Raw genomic sequence first — 14,744 nt, 5'->3', positions numbered from 1 at the left:
GCATACTGCCGAAAGTCGGTAGTGCTGCCGGTTTTGTCCGGACGGTCGCCTTGCGTACACTCGACGACAGCCGAAATCTCATTCCGGCCTTGGCGTGCCCGATTCCCCCAATCGTGGACCGCCGTGGGCGGCATCTCATTCCCCCCGTGAGATGCCGCCCATTCCTTTGGGAGCGCTCCCTTCCCGCTCGCGTGTGATCGTCGCCCGGTCCTGCACCGCGGGCATATGAGTCGGCTTCTTCACAGGGGCCGAGTCGTCCGGCGATCGGCGCCCTCTCCTCGGCGCGGCGCGGCATAGCGTCACCGTCATGCCCGATTCCTTCGTCATCCAGCCCAGGGGAGAGCGGTCTGCCGCATCGGTGGCGGAAGCCTCGCCCGAGCGCCTTCGTATGGATCCTGCTTTCGGACCGCTCCTCGCCCATCTCGACGATGCCGTCACCGATGTGTTCGTGAACGGGGCGGGCGGGCTGTTCGTCGACCGCGGGAACGGAGCCGAGCCCGCAGAGGGCTGGAGGGCATCGGAGAGAGAAGTCCGAGATCTCGCGGTCGCGCTGGTCGGCCTCGGAGGCCGACATCTCGATGACCAGGCGCCCTGCGTCGACGTCCGCCTCGACTCCGGCATCCGCGTGCATGCGGTGCTCTCGCCGGTTTCGACCACCGGAACCGCGTTGTCGATACGCATTCCGCGTGTGCGCGCCGCCGACCTCGACACGCTCGCCGCTCTCGGAGCCTTCGACGCGTCCCAGCGGGTCTGGCTTCTGGGGCTGGTGGCCGAGCGGGCGAACATCCTCATCACCGGGGGAACGGGCACGGGCAAGACCACGCTGCTGTCGGCGCTGCTGTCGGAAGTGCCTTCGACGGAGCGCATCGTCACGATCGAAGACGTCGCCGAGCTGCGCCCGCGCCACCCGCATCACGTCTCCCTCGAGGCCCGGCAATCGAACCTGGAGGGAGCAGGCGCCATCACCCTGGCGCGGCTGGTTCGAGAATCGCTGCGCATGCGTCCCGATCGGCTGGTGGTCGGTGAGTGTCGCGGAGAAGAGGTCCGCGAGCTGCTGACCGCTCTCAACACCGGGCACGACGGCGGTGCCGGCACTCTGCACGCGAGCGGGCTGCGCGACGTTCCCGCTCGGCTCGAAGCTCTCGGGGCCCTCGCCGGGATGGATGCGGTCGCTCTCGCACGTCAGGCGGTCAGCGCGTTCACCATCGTCCTCCATCTCGATCGGGCACCCGGAGGTACCCGTCGTATCCGCCAGGCAGGGCGGCTCGTGATCGCCGGGGATCGACTCGACATCGAAGAGGTGCAGCCGTGGTGATGCGGCCGCGTCGCATGCCGCGAAAGGCGCAGACGGGTGCGACGGATGCCGCGACCGCGGTGCAGACGCTGGCCGTGCTGCTGCAGGCGGGGGCGGTGCCGGTCGTCGCCTGGCGGCACCTGGCTGACACCGATGATCCGCAGGCCCGGGCAGTGGTCGACCGGGTCGATCGCGGAGTCCCGCTGCTCGACGCCATCGAGGCCGAGGGCGGGGCGTGGGTCGATCTCGCTGCGGCCTGGGAGATCGCGACGACCGTGGGCGCACCGCTCGCGGAGGTTCTCCGGACGATCGCGGAAACCCTGAGGGATGCGGCTGCCGCAGCCGACGATGTGCGCATCGCACTCGCAGAACCGGCGGGAACGGCGCGGCTGCTGCTCTGGATGCCGTTCGCCGGATTGCTGCTCGGGTTCGCGCTCGGCTTCGACACCATCGGGGTGATCTTCGGGAACGTGCTCGGCGCCGCGTGTGTGGTCCTCGGCCTGCTCCTCGTGGTGGCGGCACGCGTGTGGACAGCACGTCTGCTTCGACAGGCGCGGCCTGCTCCCGGTACTCCCGGCATGCGAGCGGAACTGGTCGCCATCGCGCTCTCGGGCGGCGCCTCCATCGATCGCGCGTTGCAGCTGGTGTCGCAGAGCGGAACATCGGGTGACGGTGAGGAACGTGTCCGCGCCGTGCTCGACCTCTCCCGTGCTGCGGGTGTGCCGGCTGCGGAACTTCTTCGGGCATCCGCGGCCCAGGACCGGCACGCCGCCAGGGTGCAGGGGCGCCTCCGTGCCGCGAAGCTCTCGACGCGGCTGCTGTTCCCCCTCGGCGTCTGCACGCTGCCCGCATTCCTCCTCCTCGGGGTCGCGCCGCTCCTGCTCAGCGTCCTCGCCTCCACGCCGATGCCGCTGTGACCGTATCCAACCCACCGCCACCATCCGATGCCCACGCATCCATAGAAAGAAGGAACACCATGAAGAGCATCCCCCCGCTGGACCGTCGGCGTGCAGCGACCCTGTTCGGCGATGACACCGGCGCCGCCACAGCCGAGTATGCGATCACGACGATGGCGGCGGTCGCGTTCGCCGGACTCCTCGTCGTCATCATGCGATCCGACGAGGTCCGCGGCATCCTCACCGATCTCGTGCGGCGGGCGCTGACGGTGTCATGATGCGCAGAGCTCGACGGATGCCCCCTCCTCACGCCTCCGGGGCTGCGCCACGACGGCCGCGACACGCGGGTGACCGCGGGTCCGTCTCGGCGGAGTTGGCGCTGGCCCTGCCCGCGGTCGTGCTCGCGTTTCTGCTCGGCGCGGGTGCACTCGGTGCGGCATCCCGCCAGGTGGCGCTTCAAGATGCCTCGGCCGATGCGGCGCGTCTTCTCGGACGCGGGGAAGGGCAGGATGCGGCGGAGCGCGTGGTGCACGCGGCGGTCTCGGGAGCCGGGGTGTCCTCCTCGCGCTCCGGCGACCTCGTGTGCGTCACCGCTTCGGTCGACGCCTCCATCGGGTCGCTGATCCGCATGCCGCTTCGGGCTACGAGCTGCGCACTCGACGGGGGCCTCTGATGGCGGGCTCCGCTCTCGCGTCCGGAGTTCTCGCCGTCGCCGCTGCGCTCTCCCTCGGGCTCGCTGCCGTCGGCGGCGCGGCGGTGACGGCGCAGCGCACGGCGGGTGCGGCAGACGCCGCCGCGCTCGCCGCCGCAGACGCCGCGAGCGGGGCCGTGCCCACGGGGGAGCAGCCGTGCGAACTCGCCGCGAGGGTCGCGCAGGCGGCGGGTGCCACCCTCACTGGGTGCGTTCTCGAGGGCTTCGTGGCGACCGTGGAGGTGCAGGCGGCGTACGCTGGACTCGCAGCCGTCTCCCGAGCCCGTGCCGGGCCACCCGAGGGATAGCGACGGCAGCGCGACCTCGCTCACTGTGAACGACCCCACACAGTGGTGTGTATGGTGTGCTTCGAAGAAAGGACGCACCCTTGGCTGAAGGCAAGAAGCTCGTCATCGTCGAGTCCCCGACGAAGATGCGGTCTATTCAGGGATACCTCGGCGACGGCTACGAGGTGCTCAGCTCCGTCGGCCACATCCGCGACCTCGCTGACAAGAAGGACATCCCGGCCGCTGACAAGCAGGCCTATGGGAAGTACTCCATCGACATCGACAACGGATTCGACCCGTACTACGTCGTCTCCGATCGGAAGACCAAGACGGTCGCCGAGCTCAAGCGTGCGCTGAAGAATGCCGACGAGCTCCTGCTCGCCACTGATGAGGACCGCGAGGGTGAGGCGATCGCCTGGCACCTGCTCGAGACCCTCAAGCCCAAGGTTCCCGTCAAGCGCATGGTCTTCCACGAGATCACCAAGGACGCGATCCAGGCTGCGGTCGGCAACACCCGCGAACTCGATCACGATCTCGTCGACGCGCAGGAGACCCGCCGCATCCTCGACCGCCTGTACGGCTGGGACGTCTCGCCCGTGCTCTGGTACAAGGTCAAGACCGGCATCTCGGCCGGACGCGTGCAGTCCGCGGCCACCCGTCTGATCGTCGATCGAGAGCGCGAGCGCATGGCGTTCACCTCCGCCGAGTACTGGGACGTCGATGCCGCAGCCGCGGCGACGGGCACCTCGTTCAAGATCCGTCTCGTCCGCGTCGATGGTGGCCAGCTCGCGCGGGGCACCGACTTCGATGACGACGGCAAGCTCAAGAAGGCCGTCGTCATCCTCGACGAGGCGGCCGCAACCGCTCTCGCTCAGGCCGTCGACGCCGTGGGCACCGGAAGCGTGACGAAGGTCGAGGCCAAGCCGGGAACGCGCAGTCCCTACGCGCCGTTCACGACCTCCACGATGCAGCAGGAGGCCGGGCGCAAGCTGTCGATGGGAGCCAAGCAGGCGATGGGTGTGGCCCAGCGTCTGTACGAGAAGGGCTACATCACCTATATGCGTACCGACTCCACGTCGCTGAGCACCCAAGCGGTGCAGGCGGCGCGGAGCCAGGCGGTCGCACTCTACGGCGACGCGGCGGTGCCGCTGAAGCCGCGGGTGTACAAGTCCAAGAGCAAGAATGCGCAGGAGGCCCACGAGGCCATCCGCCCCTCCGGTGACAACTTCCGCACGCCGGCTTCGCTGTCCTCCGAGCTCGATCGCGACGAGCAGCGCCTCTACGACCTCATCTGGAAGCGCACCGTCGCCAGCCAGATGTCAGATGCCAAATACGAGACGACCACCGTCACGATCGCCGTCGACGCCGCCGGGAAGAAGGCCGAGTTCACGGCCTCCGGAACCGTCTACACGTTCAAGGGCTTCCTGGAGGCGTACGAGGAGGGCCGCGACGAGAAGCGCGGTGACGCGGACGCTGCGGAGAACCAGTCGCTGCCCGTTGTCGCGGTCGGCGATCAGCTCGCCGTGTCCGACGCCGAGGCCAAGGGACACCGCACCACGCCGAAGCCTCGCTACACCGAGGCCTCGCTCGTGAAGGTTCTCGAGGAGAAGGGCATCGGTCGTCCTTCGACGTTCGCCTCGATCCCCGAGACGATCCTCGATCGCGGCTACGCCGTCAAGCGCGGCCAGGCCCTCGTGCCGACGTGGCTCGCGTTCAGCGTCGTGCGTCTGCTCGAAGAGCACTTCGCCGACCTCGTCGACTACGACTTCACAGCCGCGCTCGAAGACGACCTCGACACCATCGCCCGCGGCGAGCAGAACCGGGTCGAGTGGCTCAAGTCCTTCTACTTCGGCTCCGACAACCACGTGGGTCTGCGTCAGGTGGTCGACAACCTCGGCGAGATCGACGCTCGTGCGCTGAACTCCACGCGCATCACCGACACGGCCACGCTTCGCTTCGGCAAGTACGGCCCCTATCTCGAGGTGGCCGACCCCGCGAACCCCGAGGCCAAGCCGCGCATCGTCAACGTGCCGGAAGACCTCGCACCCGACGAGCTGACCGCCCAGAAGGCTCAGGAGCTCATCGACGCTCCCGTCGCCGGAGATCGCGTGCTGGGGGAGAACCCCGACAACGGCAAGATCGTCGTCGTGAAGGACGGTCGGTTCGGGCCGTACGTGCAGGAGAACGACCCGGTGTCCGAAGACGCCGCGGTCGACGAGACCACCGGCGAGGTCGTCGACGCTCCCAAGCCCAAGCGCGGCGCGAAGAAGGAAGCAGCGCCCAAGCCGCGCACGGCCTCGCTCTTCCGCTCGATGTCGGTCGACGAGATCGATCTCGACACCGCGCTTCGTCTGCTGAGCCTCCCGCGCGTCGTGGGCGTCGACCCGGAGTCCGGCGATGAGATCACGGCGCAGAACGGCCGGTTCGGGCCCTACCTGAAGAAGGGTGCGGATTCACGGTCGCTCGAGTCGGAGTCGCAGATCTTCGATGTGACGCTCGACCAGGCGCTCGAGATCTACGCGCAGCCGAAGTACGGCGCGGGTCGCCGGGCATCCAGTGCGCTCGCCGAGTTCGAAGCCGATCCCGTCAGCGGGAAGCCGATCCGCATCCGCGACGGCCGTTTCGGCGCGTATGTGACCGACGGTGAGACGAACGTGACGATCCCGCGGGGTCAGACCGTCGAGGACATCACCTTCGAGGTCGCGGTGCAGATGCTCGCCGACAAGCGTGCCAAGGGTCCGGCTACCAAGCGCGGAGCGAAGAAGGCTCCTGCGAAGAAGCCGGCCGCGAAGAAGGCTCCTGCCGCCAAGAAGCCGGCCGCGAAGAAGCCGGCCGCCAAGAAGGCGCCTGCGAAGAAGACCACTGCTGCCACGTCCGCTGCCCGGTCGGCTGCGGCGAAGAAGGCGGCAGCCACGCGCGCCGCCAACGCTGCGGCGAAGGCGGCGGAGAAGGCGGACTCGTGACCTCAGGTCACGGGGTGTGGATCACGCTCGAGGGCGGTGACGGCTCGGGCAAGACCACGCAGTCGAACCTGCTCGCGCAGTGGCTCGAAGACAGCGGGCGCACCGTCGTCCGTACCCGCGAACCCGGCGGTTCCGAGGTCGGACAGCTCATCCGCGACATCGTCCTGCACCATCGCGGCGACATCGCGCCGCGCGCGGAGGCGCTGCTGTACGCCGCGGATCGGGCGCACCATGTCGCGACCGTCGTGCGACCCGCGCTTCATCGTGGCGAGATCGTGCTGCAGGATCGCTACCTCGATTCGTCTGTGGCCTACCAGGGCGCCGGACGGGTTCTCGACGCGACCGAGATCCGAGATCTGTCGCTCTGGGCGGCGGAGGGCGCTCTCCCGGACTTGACGATCCTGCTCGATCTCGACCCCGCCGAGGCCCGCACCCGTCTGGACTCCGCCGACAAGCCCTTCGACCGGCTCGAGGCCGAGCAGGCGGAGTTCCATGGCCGTGTCCGCGACGCCTTCCTCGATCTCGCGGCGGCCGAGCCGGACAGGTTCCTCGTCCTCGACGCGGCAGCGGCGCCGGAGGTCATCGCCGAGCGGATCAGAACCAGAGTCGCAGCGCTGCTCGACTGATCCGGCTCGACCGGGCGAGGAAGCGATCCTCCGTGCCGTGAGCGTCGGTGGTCGCGATTAGGCTGAGACCATGCCCCAGACCGTTCCCGCCCCGTTTCCCTGGGCGGATGTGTGGGGGCAGGACGCCGCCGTCGACACGCTCCGCGCCGCGGCATCCGATCCCTCTGCCCTCTCGCACGCCTGGTTGATCACGGGCCCGCCGGGCTCCGGGCGCTCCACCCTCGCGTACGCCTTCGCGGCAGCGTTGATCGCCGACCGGCCCGATGACGAGAATGTCATGCGCCAGGTGCTCGCCGGCACGCACCCCGACGTCACGGCGTTGCGTACCGACAAGGTCATCATCACCATCGCCGAGGCGCGCGGTCTCGTCGAACGCTCCTACTTCGCACCCTCCGCGGGGCGCTATCGGGTCATCGTCGTCGAAGACGCCGATCGCATGGTCGAGCGCACCTCCAACGTGCTCCTGAAAGCGCTCGAAGAGCCGCCGGAGCAGACGGTGTGGATCCTGTGCGCGCCCAGCGAGGCCGACCTGCTGCCCACGATCCGATCCCGCGTGCGCTCACTGCGGTTGCGGGAACCCGACGTCGCCGATGTCGCCCGGCTCATCAGCCTGCGCACCGGCGTCGACGAGGTCGTGGCAGAACAGGCGGCGCGGCACGCGCAGCGTCACATCGGCATGGCCCAGCGGCTCGCCACCGACGATGCGGCCCGGCGTCGCCGCGACGAGACTCTTCGCTCCGTCCTCGGTGTCAGGGGAGTGGGCGATGCGGTCGAGGTCGCCGGTCGCATCATCCAGGCCGCCACGGAGGACGCGAAGGCGCTCACCGCCGAGCGCGACGCCCAGGAGCGGGCGTCGCTGCTGCGCACGATCGGCATCGCCGAGGGGCAGGCGGTCCCGCCGGCCCTGCGCACGCAGCTCTCCGCGCTCGAAGACGATCAGAAGAAGCGTGCGACGCGCAGTCTGCGCGACGGGATCGACCGCGTGCTCACCGATCTGCAGTCGCTGTTCCGCGACGTCGTGATGCTGCAGTTCGGCCGTGGCGACGATCTCATCAACAGTGAGCTTCGCACCGAGCTGACCGAGCTCGCATCCGCCTGGTCCGAGACCCGTACGCTTGTCGTACTTGACCACCTTGCCGACACGCGGCAGTCGTTGGAGCGCAACGTCGCCCCTCTGCTCGCCCTGGAGAGCTTGCTCGTGACCATCACGAGCGGGAGGAAACCGTGAACAATCGATCGACTTCCCGCTTGCGTCGCGCCGCCGCGATCGTCGCAGGGCTGGCCGCTGCGTCCGTCGCGCTCTCGGGCTGTCTGTACGCGATGATCCCCGAGCAGTCCTCGCGGCCGTCGACGACCAGCGCCCCCGATACCGAGGGCGTCGCCGAAGACCTGCTGCCCTTCTACTCGCAGGAGCTGACGTGGACGGAGTGCGGTGTCGGCTTCGACTGCACCGACGTCACGGCGCCTCTCGATTGGGAAGACCCGGGCAAGGGTGAGATCACCCTTTCGGTGGTTCGGCACCGCGCCGAGGGCACCCCCGTCGGCTCGCTGCTGACGAACCCGGGTGGCCCCGGGGCGAGCGGTGTCGACCTGATCCTCAACAACCTCGACTACGCCGTCGGCTCCGACCTCATCGAGAACTTCGACGTCATCGGGTTCGACCCGCGCGGGGTCGGGGCATCGACCGCGGTGACCTGCTACGACGCCCCGCAGATGGACGAGTACCTGTACGGCATCCCCGCTGCGGCCCGTGGCACGGCGGAGTGGGAGGCTGAGCTGCTCGACTCGCACAAGGCCTTCGCCGAGGCCTGCGACGCGAACAGCGGCGGCATCCTGCCCTACATCACCACGGTCAACGCCGCTCGCGACATGGATCTGATCCGCGCGGTGCTGGGCGACAAGCAGCTGAACTACCTCGGCTACTCGTATGGCACGTTCCTGGGGGCGACCTACGCGAAGCTGTACCCCGAGAAGGCCGGTCGCCTGGTGCTCGACGGCGCCATCGATCCCGCCGTTCCGGGGCTCGAGGTCGGAGCGACACAGGCGCTCGGGTTCGAATCCGCGCTGCGCGCCTACATGCAGGACTGCCTCGACTCGGGGGAGTGCCCGTTCAACGGCACCGTCGATGAGGCGATGACCGATCTGGGAGCGCTGCTCGCGAGTGTCGACAGCACACCGCTCAAGAGTGGAGACGGCCGCATGCTGGGCGCGGACTCCCTGATGACCGCCATCATCGCGGCGCTCTACTCCCAGGACAGCTGGGGCTACCTCACGCAGGCGCTCGATGAGGCGCTGCAGGGCGACCCGACATCGGCGCTGTTCCTCGCCGACTTCTACAACGGACGCGAGAACGGCACCTACACCGACAACTCCGCCGAAGCTTTCCGTGCCTACAACTGCATGGACTACCCGGTGGAAGACGATCCCGCAGCAGAGGCAGCGATCAACGCGAAGATCGCTCAGGGCGCACCGACGATCGCGCCGTACTGGACCGGCCCCGACTCCTGCTCGGTCTGGCCGTACCCGCCCACGGGCACGCGTGGCGAGATCAAGGCCGAAGGTGCAGGCCCCATCGTCGTGATCGGCACCACGAACGACCCGGCTACCCCGTACGAGTGGTCCGAGTCGCTCGCGAACCAGCTCGAAGAGGGCGTTCTGATCACGCGCGTCGGCGAAGGGCACACCGGGTACAACAAGGGCAACGCCTGCGTCGACGACGCGGTCGAGGCTTTCCTGCTCGATGATGTCGTGCCCGAAGACGGCCTCCGCTGCGAGTGATGCGGCCTCGATTCGCGAGAGAGCGCGAGACAGGGTAATATCGGTGATCGCGCCGCTCACGCGTCGCACGCCGCTTTAGCTCAGTCGGCAGAGCATTTCACTCGTAATGAAAAGGTCGTCAGTTCGATTCTGACAAGCGGCTCCATCAAACCCCCGGAATCTATTGAGATTCCGGGGGTTTTGGCGTTTCTGTCGGTGGCACCTGCAAACATAAGTTTTGCAGGTGCATGTGTGCATCCATGTGTGCACCGTTCCGAGGAGAGATGATGCCAAAGGTTCGCAGCAATGGGGACGGTGGTCTGTACGAGATCAAGTCGCGGGGGCACTGGCGTGGAGTGATCGACGTGGGCTTCCATCCAGACGGTCGCCGCAAGCAGAAGTACGTCACGGGGCGCACGAAGAAGGAAGCGCGGGACAAGCTTGATGCCCTGCGCGCCGAGGTGAAGGAACACGGCGCTCCCCTCGACAGGACGATGACCGTCGAGAAGTGGGCTGAGCACTGGCTCAGGACGATCTGCGAGCCGAAGATGAAGCCCGCGGCTCTGGCCGGGTACGAGTCCGCCGTGAACAAGTGGATCGTGCCCCCGCTGAGGAAGAAGAGGATCTCGGCGCTCAGGCCGTCAGACGTCCGCGCGGTCACACTCGCAGTGACGGACGCCGGCCGCGCGATCTCGTCTGCTCAGAAGGTGCACGCCGTGATGTCATCGATGCTCGACGCCGCTCGCCTGGATGGAGTGTGCGCCAAGAACGTCGCCGCCGACGTCACTCCTCCCGGAACTGGGGAGGGAGCGCGCGGAGCCCTAGACACAGACGTCGCCCTGCGGGTGCTGCAGGCTGCCCTGCGCCGCCCTGACGGCGTGCGCTGGTGGTTCGCTGTCCTCACTGGGATGCGGCAGGGAGAGAGGCTAGGAGCGACGCTCGACAGCATCGACCTTGTGCGGCATGAGTTCACCGTCCAGTGGTCTCTGTCGGAGGTGCGCTTCAAGCACGGGTGCGAGGGAAGCTGCGGGAAGAAGCGAGCCGGTTCGTGCCCGAGCAGGCGGCTCATGGTCGGCGCCGGCCTCGCGCACCGACAGCTCGACGGGCGACTCTGCATCGTCCGCCCGAAGTCGGGAAGGCCAAGGACGTTCCCGCTGATCCCTGCGCTTGAGGCGGAGCTGACGAAGTACCTCGCTGCCGACGCTGGTCCGAACCCACACGGACTCATCTGGCACAACGCTGATGGCTCGCCCATCACCGCAGAACAGGACCAGATCGAGTGGAGGTCGATCCTTCTCGATGCAGGTGTGGTCACCGCAGATCAGGCGTTGCCGCCGAAAGACCGACCGGCCGGAACCCCACCAACGCCCACCACGCACTTCGCGCGGCACACCACAGCCACGGTGCTGATGGAGCTCGGCGTTGACGCGAAGGTCATCGGCGAGATCGTCGGACACGTCAACGTGCGAACCACTCGCGGATACCAGCACGTCTCCTCTGCGGAGGCACGCAAGGCGCTCGAGGCGATCGGCGCCCACTTCCAGGCCGCGTTCAACCAGTAGACGAAGAAGCCGCCCGACACTCAGGTGTCGGGCGGCTTTCTGCGTTAACCCGCGAATGCCCGGTGGCGCCACTGCCCGACTCCGTGACGCGCCCTGCTGTACGTCACGCCGCGGAGTCTGGTCAGGCAGTGCTCCTCGTAGGCGAAGATCCCTTCAACGGACACCGAGAACTCTTCAGCGAGCCAGTGCTGGTCCGAGTTGATCGCTTCGAGACGCGCGTACTCGACGGGATCGATCAGCAACCGCGCCGCGTACGCATTCGCCTGGCGCTCTGCAGCGTCACGAACATGCGGTCCACTGCACTTGTGGTTGTAGTACGCGTGCCCGCACTCGTGTCCCAGCACCCAACGGGACTGATCGAACGTCATCCCCAAGCGGACCACGATGCGTCTGTGCTTCGGGAGGAAGTACCCGAGCAAGCCGGGATCGTCATCCAGGTGGGCGAAGTGCACCTCTGCACCGAGCGTCGCCGCATGATGGATGAGATCTCCGTACATCTGGCTCCTACTCGGCGTGCGGGATATCCGCTTCGTTACGGCCGCGGTACGCGGCGAGGTCATGGTCACTCTTCCTGAGCTCCCGCTCTTCCTCACGGGAGAGCACAGGGACATCATCATCGACGCCGCCGACATCGGCGGTGGGTTGGTCCGCATCGGTGCGGAAGCGACGGCGAAGCGCGCGCTCGGTGAGGTACTGAAGGATCAGGTGGTCCGGGTGCTGATCAAGCTCGCGGAAAAGCTCAAGCCGAGAGAGTGACGGCATCCGCTCCTGCTTTTGAGCAAGGGTCATGGTGCCCCCCGGCCCGAACTGCTTATCGATCTGAGCGAGTGCTTCCTCCAGATCCTTCTCGCGTTTCGAAGACTCCGCGGTGAAGCCGGCGGCTTCGAGAGCTTCCTCATGCGGCAGGTCGAGGGTGTTGGCAACGACGATGGCGAGCCGATGGCTCGGGCGCTCGTTCCCGCTGAGCCACTTACTTGCGCGGTCGCGCTTGATCAGGCCTCCTGATTCGCGAACGAGGTCGGCCTGACGCCACTCGCGCTCATCGAGCTTTGTGGCGAGCCATGCTCCCCAGCTGTTTGCCTGATCGGTTTCGGTCATGGCTCAAGTGTTGCGCGCACGCAACGTAAAGTCAAGTCGCGTGGCTGTTGCGAGCAACAGACAACGTGTGTATGTTGGACGCAACAGGTTGTATCGAACGGAAGACAAAGGAGGTTCCGATGCTTCGCATCAGCCCCGTGGTCCTTGAACGGATCGCATCAGAGAACGGCTGGATGCACGAACGGGGTCGCCTCAAGGGGACGCTCAATGCAACCGCGATGGCAGAACATCTGCAGGTCGCTGTCTCGACCGTAACCCGCGCCTATGACACTGGTGCGCTCGGCACCGTGTTGCTTTCGAAGCTCGCGCTTCTTACCGGATGGTCTCTGGATGTCCTCGCGACGGTCGAGGCGGAAGCGGCATGAGCACGGTCCAGTTCCAGACGATGCCGCCACTCTCCCCGGATGAGTACCGGCAGCTTGAGGTGTCATGCCTCGATCACGGCATCCAGATTCCGATCCTGGTCGACGAGAACGGGACCGTCATCGACGGGCATCACCGTCAGAAGATCGCACAGGAGCACGGGCTCTATCTCCCAACCGAGACGCGCGACACTCTCACCGATGTCGAGAAGACGCAGCTCTCCATTTCTCTCAACATTGACCGTCGACAGCTCACCCGCGAGCAGCGTCGTGAGATCATCGCGGCCAGTCTGCGTGCTGAGCCGCGGAAGCCTGACTACCAGCACGCGAAAGCGCTGGGGGTAAGCCCGACAACTGTAGGCACGGTGCGCCGGGAACTCCAAGAGTCGGGGGACGTTTCCAAATTGGAAACGCGGATCGACTCTCTCGGTCGGACGCAACCAGCAGAGAAGCCCCGTCCCGCCCCCGTTGTGATAGCAGACACGGGTACCGGGCTGCGCCCGGATGAGATTGGCGCGCTGATGTCGGGTGGCTTCATCGATTCCGAGGATCAGGTTGCCGATCTCATCGGTGCGGGCGGCGTTGCTCCGAAGACCAATGATCCGGACGGCAAGTCCTACGCCCGCAAGGAGCCACGGCCCGACCGTCGCAAGTCGATTGTCGATGACGCATACGCCGTCGAGCGTGACCTGTACAAGTACCTGGAGCGGCTGCGGACCATCATCCGTGACGACCGCTTCAACAAGAACAAGGCCAACATCCAGGATGCTCTACGTCCTGTTGCCGGCCTTGCCCGCGAGATCTTCGACGATCTCTTCGATAACCAGTCTCAGGAGGACTGATCATGTCTGCACGCAATTCTACCAACCTGGTCGCTCTTGACCACCCCATGCACGCACACGTCGAGTTTGAGATCGTCGACGTCACACCCGAGATCGCCGCGGAACTCCTCGAACACAACATCCGCAACCGGAACATCCGGGAGCAGGTGTGGCGCAAGTATGCACGCGACATGATCGCTGGGAAGTGGGTCGTTGCCGAGTCGATCAAGATCGATTGGAACGGACGCATCATCGATGGGCAGCACCGCCTCATCGCCGTGATCGAGTCCGGCGTGACGGTCAAGATGATGATCATCCGGAACCTGGACCCGAACGCGCAGTCTGCTATCGACTCGGGCTCCAAGCGCTCAACGGCAGATGCTCTGCGCTTCAACGGACATGGTGACTACGCCACGACCGTCGCCGCCGTTGCTCGTGTGGCAATCGGGTGGGATCTCGGCGGGATGCGTTCGGCGGCATCATCGACGACTCGCGAGATCACCAATGCCGAGACGGTCGAGTGGGTTGAGGCGAATCCGAATGTGCATGAAGCTGCGGCTTTCTCGCATCGGTACGCCAAGAAGATCGGTACAACGCCCACCGCACTCGCCTTCGCTGCGTTCAAGTTCATCTCGGTTGACATGCAGTCGGCGATCGAGTTCATCAGTTCCATTGCAGAGCGGAACATGGACGGTGTCGGTGACCCCCGTGTTGCCCTATACGACGCCCTGTCGAGCTACGGCCGCCGCAACATGCGGATGACCACACCACTCCAGCTCAACATCCTCTTCCGGGCGTGGAACCAGTGGCGCGCGGGCAAGACTATGACGACGAAGGCGCTGATGAACGTGGCGCCCAAGACCCCGGAGCCGAAGTAATGAGCGCCGGAGTTGTCCAGCGGATCGAGTTCGCACCTGCGCTGTTCACTCGCGAGCTCGCGGCGTACTACCTTTCCAAGTCGCTGCGTGAGATCGACGACCTCCGCAAGACGGGAGAGCTGATCCCGGTCGGTGACGGCAAGCGGGTCATGTTTCAGAAGTCTGAGCTGGATCGCTACGTCGACAAGCTCCCTGAACGAAACCAGGCGGTGGCGTCGTGAGTTGGCTCGGTCTGGTGTGCGTGACCCTGGCCGTGCTCTTGAGTCTCTGTGCGATCGGGGTATCCGTGTCGACGATCCGCCTTGCTCGAGAGGCTGAGCGGAAGTGGAACTTGGTTGTTGAGCGGTTGAGAGGGGAGCGGTCATGACGATCAACAACTTCCACGCCGCGAACCGTGCCGTCATTGAGAGGGGTGCGTCGTGAACGACACTCTGCCTCTCTGGTTCGCGATCGGTGTCGCTGTATTCGCAACGTACCGGTACCTCGTTCTGGAGTTCCGTGCATCGAAG

The 14,744-nt window shown here is 66.5% G+C and carries 16 protein-coding genes and 1 tRNA gene; 15 read left to right on the top strand and 2 right to left on the bottom strand.

The features are described 5' to 3' along the window. Window positions 1–307 precede the first annotated feature (307 nt). From D514_RS25130 to D514_RS25085, 11 genes are all read left to right on the top strand, one after another. The gene (locus tag D514_RS25130) at window positions 308–1,315 is read left to right on the top strand and encodes a TadA family conjugal transfer-associated ATPase (protein ID WP_031205597.1); all 1,008 of its coding nucleotides are present in this window, start codon (window positions 308–310) and stop codon (window positions 1,313–1,315) included. After that, window positions 1,315–2,211: a type II secretion system F family protein gene (locus D514_RS25125; RefSeq protein WP_031205596.1), complete on the top strand. Its 897-nt coding sequence runs from the start codon at window positions 1,315–1,317 to the stop codon at window positions 2,209–2,211. Before D514_RS25130 ends, D514_RS25125 begins: the two co-directional genes overlap by 1 nt. A 59-nt stretch (window positions 2,212–2,270) precedes the next feature. Continuing rightward, window positions 2,271–2,468 carry a DUF4244 domain-containing protein gene (locus D514_RS25120; RefSeq protein ID WP_017829065.1) on the top strand — a complete coding sequence of 66 codons (198 nt, stop codon included), beginning with the start codon at window positions 2,271–2,273 and terminating at the stop codon, window positions 2,466–2,468. A gap of 17 nt (window positions 2,469–2,485) precedes the next feature. Beyond that, window positions 2,486–2,863, top strand: coding sequence for a TadE family type IV pilus minor pilin (locus tag D514_RS0119140; RefSeq protein WP_051056553.1), 378 nt, complete (start codon window positions 2,486–2,488; stop codon window positions 2,861–2,863). Continuing rightward, window positions 2,863–3,189 (top strand): hypothetical protein, encoded by a 327-nt coding sequence (locus tag D514_RS25115; protein WP_017829063.1) that lies wholly within the window; start codon window positions 2,863–2,865, stop codon window positions 3,187–3,189. The genes D514_RS0119140 and D514_RS25115 overlap by 1 nt, the downstream gene beginning before the upstream one ends. An 80-nt stretch (window positions 3,190–3,269) precedes the next feature. Then, entirely contained in the window at window positions 3,270–6,131 is a 2,862-nt protein-coding gene (gene topA, locus D514_RS25110) for a type I DNA topoisomerase (protein WP_017829062.1), read from the top strand. Next, window positions 6,128–6,757, top strand: coding sequence for a dTMP kinase (gene tmk / locus D514_RS25105; protein ID WP_017829061.1), 630 nt, complete (start codon window positions 6,128–6,130; stop codon window positions 6,755–6,757). The genes topA and tmk overlap by 4 nt, the downstream gene beginning before the upstream one ends. Window positions 6,758–6,827: 70 nt before the next feature. Then, window positions 6,828–7,985: a DNA polymerase III subunit delta' gene (locus tag D514_RS25100; protein ID WP_017829060.1), complete on the top strand. Its 1,158-nt coding sequence runs from the start codon at window positions 6,828–6,830 to the stop codon at window positions 7,983–7,985. A gap of 20 nt (window positions 7,986–8,005) precedes the next feature. Further along, complete coding sequence (locus D514_RS25095) at window positions 8,006–9,535, top strand: alpha/beta hydrolase (RefSeq protein WP_236610915.1); 1,530 nt, start codon at window positions 8,006–8,008, stop codon at window positions 9,533–9,535. 69 nt (window positions 9,536–9,604) lie between these two features. Further along, window positions 9,605–9,680: transfer RNA gene (locus tag D514_RS25090), tRNA-Thr, on the top strand. Between the two features lie 118 nt (window positions 9,681–9,798). Next, window positions 9,799–11,076 carry a tyrosine-type recombinase/integrase gene (locus D514_RS25085; protein WP_017829058.1) on the top strand — a complete coding sequence of 426 codons (1,278 nt, stop codon included), beginning with the start codon at window positions 9,799–9,801 and terminating at the stop codon, window positions 11,074–11,076. A 44-nt stretch (window positions 11,077–11,120) separates the two neighbouring features. Here D514_RS25085 and D514_RS38035 read toward each other — a convergent pair whose 3' ends face one another. Both D514_RS38035 and D514_RS38675 read right to left on the bottom strand, forming a co-directional pair. Beyond that, window positions 11,121–11,573: an ImmA/IrrE family metallo-endopeptidase gene (locus D514_RS38035; RefSeq protein ID WP_017829057.1), complete on the bottom strand. Its 453-nt coding sequence runs from the start codon at window positions 11,571–11,573 to the stop codon at window positions 11,121–11,123. Window positions 11,574–11,580: 7 nt separating this feature from the next. Further along, the gene (locus D514_RS38675) at window positions 11,581–12,174 is read right to left on the bottom strand and encodes a hypothetical protein (protein ID WP_017829056.1); all 594 of its coding nucleotides are present in this window, start codon (window positions 12,172–12,174) and stop codon (window positions 11,581–11,583) included. A gap of 119 nt (window positions 12,175–12,293) precedes the next feature. On the opposite strand from D514_RS38675, the gene D514_RS25075 reads away from it, so the two are divergent. From D514_RS25075 to D514_RS25060, 4 genes are read left to right on the top strand one after another with little or no spacing between them, the layout of a single operon-like run. Next, on the top strand, window positions 12,294–12,539 hold the full coding sequence (locus D514_RS25075; protein ID WP_017829055.1) for a hypothetical protein: 246 nt from the start codon (window positions 12,294–12,296) through the stop codon (window positions 12,537–12,539). Beyond that, window positions 12,536–13,378 carry a ParB N-terminal domain-containing protein gene (locus D514_RS38030; RefSeq protein ID WP_031205592.1) on the top strand — a complete coding sequence of 281 codons (843 nt, stop codon included), beginning with the start codon at window positions 12,536–12,538 and terminating at the stop codon, window positions 13,376–13,378. Before D514_RS25075 ends, D514_RS38030 begins: the two co-directional genes overlap by 4 nt. Before the next feature lie 2 nt (window positions 13,379–13,380). Next, window positions 13,381–14,235: a hypothetical protein gene (locus tag D514_RS38025; protein ID WP_144052956.1), complete on the top strand. Its 855-nt coding sequence runs from the start codon at window positions 13,381–13,383 to the stop codon at window positions 14,233–14,235. Then, window positions 14,235–14,456 carry a helix-turn-helix domain-containing protein gene (locus D514_RS25060; protein ID WP_017829053.1) on the top strand — a complete coding sequence of 74 codons (222 nt, stop codon included), beginning with the start codon at window positions 14,235–14,237 and terminating at the stop codon, window positions 14,454–14,456. The genes D514_RS38025 and D514_RS25060 overlap by 1 nt, the downstream gene beginning before the upstream one ends. Window positions 14,457–14,744: the final 288 nt, after the last annotated feature.

The organism is Microbacterium sp. UCD-TDU (assembly GCF_000340625.1).
Taxonomy (GTDB): domain Bacteria; phylum Actinomycetota; class Actinomycetes; order Actinomycetales; family Microbacteriaceae; genus Microbacterium; species Microbacterium maritypicum.
This window is presented reverse-complemented; position numbering and strand designations above follow the sequence as displayed.